Annotated in this window: 5 protein-coding genes; all 5 read left to right on the forward strand. The window is 37.2% G+C overall.

The genetic code is table 11. The annotated features are described in order from the left end of the window. Nucleotides 1-148 precede the first annotated feature (148 nt). Nucleotides 149-856: a hypothetical protein gene (locus P0N36_RS14440; RefSeq protein ID WP_275843567.1), complete on the forward strand. Its 708-nt coding sequence runs from the start codon at nucleotides 149-151 to the stop codon at nucleotides 854-856. Nucleotides 857-1,002: 146 nt separating this feature from the next. Then, the gene (locus P0N36_RS14445; protein ID WP_275843568.1) at nucleotides 1,003-1,353 is read left to right on the forward strand and encodes a hypothetical protein; all 351 of its coding nucleotides are present in this window, start codon (nucleotides 1,003-1,005) and stop codon (nucleotides 1,351-1,353) included. 75 nt (nucleotides 1,354-1,428) lie between these two features. Further along, nucleotides 1,429-1,953 (forward strand): LemA family protein, encoded by a 525-nt coding sequence (locus tag P0N36_RS14450; protein WP_275843569.1) that lies wholly within the window; start codon nucleotides 1,429-1,431, stop codon nucleotides 1,951-1,953. 281 nt (nucleotides 1,954-2,234) lie between these two features. After that, a complete protein-coding gene (locus P0N36_RS14455; RefSeq protein WP_275843570.1) occupies nucleotides 2,235-4,634 on the forward strand; it encodes a stalk domain-containing protein in 2,400 nt (799 codons plus the stop codon). Between the two features lie 344 nt (nucleotides 4,635-4,978). Then, a partial coding sequence (locus P0N36_RS14460; protein WP_275843571.1) for an MFS transporter occupies nucleotides 4,979-5,252 on the forward strand: 274 nt, incomplete at its 3' end.

The following is a 5,252-nucleotide window of genomic DNA, read 5'->3' on the forward strand; positions in this document are numbered from 1 at the left end:
ATAACATGAATCCGTCATTTTGGGATAAGATAATGTCTTTTCATGTTGAAATCAGGTCGTTTCATGCATAGGACAGTTTTTTGTGTGTTAAATCAAATATAATGGCTAAGAATCAACAAAACTATTATTTTATGGAGGAATATTAATTATGAAAAAAATATTATTATTTATGGTAGTGATTGCTTCGTTATTTACATTTGTAGCATGTAGTGGAGGGTCAATTGAAGAAGGTCATACAGATGCTGAGGCAAAAGTTGACACAGAAGTAGATCAGGATCAATCAGAAGAACAAATAAGAATTGATGAAAATAATGCTGTTATACTACCAAAACTCACTGAAATTGAAGTAACCATCATGGATATTGAAACCATTGTGGCTGATCATGACTTAGGCGAAGAATATCAATCAGCGGTTGACACATTAAAAGAACATCTTAGAGACATTACTGATAATCATCAGAAAATAATTGATATGGGTGGCTACCTAGGCGGAACAGATGAATTCGTTGCGGTATTAGATGGTGTAATTGAAAACAATCAGAACGTATTGGATTTAATGATATATGAATTAAAATATTTCGAACAAAGGGACAAACTAATTGATAAAGAAAACGAATTGATTGATCTTGTGAACACAGTGGTAGTAAGCGCACAGGCTAATGGTTGGGAAGCAGATGAATTTTTTCTATCTGAAATAGGCGCAGTGTATAGTTTTATGGACGAAGTGCAACTTGCAATTGAAGGTTCAGAAGTCATTGAAGAGACTTACATGAATGAAAAATTCGCGCAGATTGATCAACTAATTCCTTTGTTTCAGGATTATTTAATAATGGTTTCTGAACCATATGTAGAATAGTCAATACTTATAATCTACATCAACCTTAGATATTTCGTGATAAAAATAGGCCAGTTCATGGATGAGACAGTTTTTTACGTGTTAAATGGTATATCCTTACTAAGGATAAAAAAATCATCATAATAATATATGGAGGCATAATGAATATGAAAAAAATATTTACAGCATTAGTCGTAATCGCTACATTATTTACCTTTGTTGCTTGTGGAAATAACGACGAAAACAATGCAGCAGTACAAGCAAAGATGGATGAGGCAGAAGCATTAGTACAAGAAATCTACGATTGGTATGAAGACAATGGTCTACTAGAGGGAGAATATGAAGCGGAGTTTAGACCACAAGTGGATCAACTTCTTTCAACAATGGAGGAAACTAAAGGATATAATCAACAAATTATTGATCGTGGTGGCTATAGTGATGAAGAGACAAGGACAATGTTGGAATCATTAGATAGTGATATTGCCATATATAAGAAAGTATTAGAAGCGGGCGAGTAATCAAAGAAAGCATAGAGAGCGCTTTAGGATATCAAAGGTTTCCGAGAGCGCTTTATTAATTATGGAGGTATATCAATGGTTTATATAACAGTAGTTGGGATTCTAATGATACTTGTTTTTTGGATTATTTCAGTACAACGCACTTTTGTTGTATTGGATGAAAACATTAGTAATTCTATGACACAGATTGGTGTTCAACTATCCTCCAAGTGGGATCTGTTAATTTCTCTTTTAGATTTAACCCTCAATTATAATCAACCTGCACCACAGATATTAATAGAAAAAATCAAGGCTAAAAATTCAATTACAAGGGATTCTTCGCCCGATGATATAAGAATACAGGAAGATATTATGGCAGAAGCAATGGCGAGAATTATGACAATTGCAGAAAGTTTTCCTGATATAAAAACGAATGAAACCTTTACGAAAAACATGAATGCAGTAGATCAATATGAAAAGATGGTGCGAACAAGCAAACTAATATACAACGAAAGCGCCACTAAGTTGAATCATGCCACTCATATGTTTCCTGCAACCCTGATAACAGGCATGTTAGGTATTAAGAAGCGCGTTTATATAAAGATAGAGGATATACCCTAGATTCTACGTCAGAACTTTAAAAAGCACCCTCAAAGACTTGATAAATATTTGATCTTTTACATATTCGACCTAAAAAGTTCGAATCCCTCTATTCGTGACGAAAAAAAGGCGCTTCGTGTAGATGGATGAACTAAGTGTTTTTTTAATTGATATAATCGTATGGGTTAAACTACATGAATGATTAAGGCTACTTGTTCATAAACATTGAAATAACACAACATAGGCATTATCGGTTTATTATTAAAACTCTATAATGTCTCACACAAGGAGGTTTTTATTTTATGAGAAATAAATTATCACGCACCATTTTTTTTCTTTTACTAAGCGTATTAATTTTTGCAACTCCTGTTATGGCGACAACAGTTGTAACCGGTGGTGCAACCAAAACATCTGCAACACCGATTTATAAATTAACAGAATCGGTACATGTTGGCCATGCTGGATCATGGTTTAAAATTGTGCCTAAACAAACCGAGATTTATACCTTTACACTTACTGGGACGGGCAACGTGGTCAATCTTGCTGTATATAACGCGTTATTTACGCAAAATTCAAGTTTGTCGGGTGGTGCTGTAGGCGATAAAACTGTATCTATTAGCTGTACTGCAGGGAACCCATACTACATTCTTGTTTCGATGACCTCACCAAGTACGCCTGGTCCAGAAACCCTTACAATCAGCGGTGATACAATTCGGGGAGTGATTTTGTCGGCTGATACAACCAGCAACGATGTAACTTCTGATTTGGATATTACATTTGAATCTGATGGCAACTATGAATCCGCAGTTTCAAGTGTTAGTTTTGATGGGACTCTTTTGACGAACGATACTGATTATACAGTGAGCAGCGGAAAGATCACATTAAAGCCCAGCGGTGGGAAGCCTTGCCTACAAACTGTCGGGACTGGTACGGTATTAGTAACAGCCACTGGATATGAAGACTCAAGTGTAAGTCAGACTATTAATCCCGGACCAGCTCATAGTCTAGAAATAACACAGGCAGTTACGGCTCCAGCATCTAATGGTGGTGTTTTTGTTCAGCAGCCTAAAGTTACATTAAAAGATCTATACGGAAATATCTGTACCAATGACAACGCAACGGTTATTACGACATCCCGCTTTGACGATGGTAACTGGACTCTTACAGGAACTACTACAGCCACTGCAAACTCAGGTGTAGCCACCTTTGTCAATCTAGGAGCGACCAATGGCGCAGTTGTGGCAGGTGCCCAGCTGGGATTTGATACAGGGGCTTTATCACAAGTAATCAGTAGCGCAATAAGCCTTCCGGCTCCAGCACCTACCTATACCATGACAGCCATAACAAATCAGACATTAACAACAAAAACAGTTGGTTATGGTGCAGATACTCAGGAAACAAAAACGTTGACTATTACAAGAACGGGAACAGGCGATCTTAATGGACTTGCTACAGCATTAAGCGGGGCAAACCCAGGAAGCTTCACCATAACACAACCCACTGTAACAACCTTAAATGATGGAATACCAAATACAACCTTTACCATAAAAGCAAATGACGGACTTGCGGTTGGCACCTATTTTGCAACTGTAACGATATCATCAACCAACATGACAGATGAAACTTTTACAGTAACTCAAGTGGTAAATGCGACTTCAGGAGGAGGTTCCGGCGGCGGGTCTGGCAGTAACAGAACCACTAGCTCAACTACATCCCCTGCTGTTAAGATTCTAAACGATATCACGACACCGGATGAGTATAAACTAGAAATTAGTCTTCAGAAAAATGGTGAAGCAAGAATTGAATTGATTTCTACAGGTAATGGACAAGCCACTATCACTGGAAACATACTCAACCAACTATCTGAATTGCAAAAGCCGCTGAATATTGTTGGTCAGGGGGTCAACCTGCAGTTTGCCACTGACTCTTTGAAAACTTCTCAAATTACAGGACAGAACAATAATTCAACTGTTCAAATTGGCGCAGAAGCGGTAACTAATACGGAGAAAGATGCAATAATGGCAGCAACTTTGATGGGTGAAAGTACTGGCATTTTTCAAGTGGGTGGACAAGTTTTCAGTTTTACTGCCCAGTTAAGCACTTCTAGTGATGGTAAAACGAGTTCTGAGAAAATCACCAGTTTTGCGGAACCGGTAGCAGTAACCATAGATTTATCCGGCTTGACTTTGACATCAGAACAAATCAGCCAGTTAACAGGGACTCGCTTGGAAAAAAATGAGCAAGGTGAAATAGTGCCCGAATTTTTAGGTGGAACTTATGATGAAGCCAATAAAACCTTTACCTTCTATACGGATAAGTTCAGTCTTTATACAGTATTACAAAAGAACGAAATAGTGATTTTGAATCTGACCATTGGCAATGCAATTACTAAATTAAATGGCGAGGAAAAAACAATAGATGTTCCACCTAGCCTTATTAATAATCGTACCTACGTGCCGCTTCGCTTCATTGGTGAAGCACTGGGTGCCAGCTTTGACTGGAACGACAAGACAAAGACTGTAACCTTTCATAGGGACGACCAAGAAATAGCTCTCACCGTAGGGGAGACTATCCCTGGAATGGATACACCGCCTACTATCGTTAATGGTCGCACAATGGTTCCTTTGCGCTATATATCAGAAACCTTTGGAGCTCAAGTAATGTGGTTCCCTGCTAGTCAGTCGGTAAGCGTCGTAAAATAGAAATATAAAGTAAGTATTTCACACAGTCCAGTTATGTGGAGTGTGTTTTGAGACTGTAAAGGGTTGAAAATAGGACTGTGAGAAACGGTAGTGATGTGGCTGTGAATATTGCAAACAAAAATGTTTGAATCGTAGCTATAAAAATAGTATAATTTTAATAACAGTCATAAAGATGCAATGATATAATGAATGAGTAACTTAGTAATATCATTATCAAATAAGGAGAAGTTGGGTTTATGAAAAAATGGAATGATACTGGTCAATAAGATTATTACGTCCGAGGTCCACCTTGCTAAGTATAGAAATTTATAATAAATCTATTATTAGAAGGAAGGACTAATGTAGTGAATATTAAATTTTATTATGCTTACAAACTGTTTAAGGATACCATGCCTATATATCCTGTTTATATGTTAATGTTTCAGGCAAAAGGGTTATCGTTAACACAAATATCTTTTTTGCTTGCCATATGGTCTTTATCAGTAGTTTTACTTGAAATACCAACAGGTGTTTTAGCTGACCATTGGAGCAGAAAAAATATGCTGATTATTGGAGGGTTGTGTAAAGCACTCGGCTACATAACTTGGTTTTTTTCAGAAGGCTTTGCATTGTTTGCTC

Source organism: Petrocella sp. FN5 (genome assembly GCF_029210395.1).
Taxonomy (GTDB): Bacteria; Bacillota; Clostridia; order Lachnospirales; family Vallitaleaceae; genus Petrocella.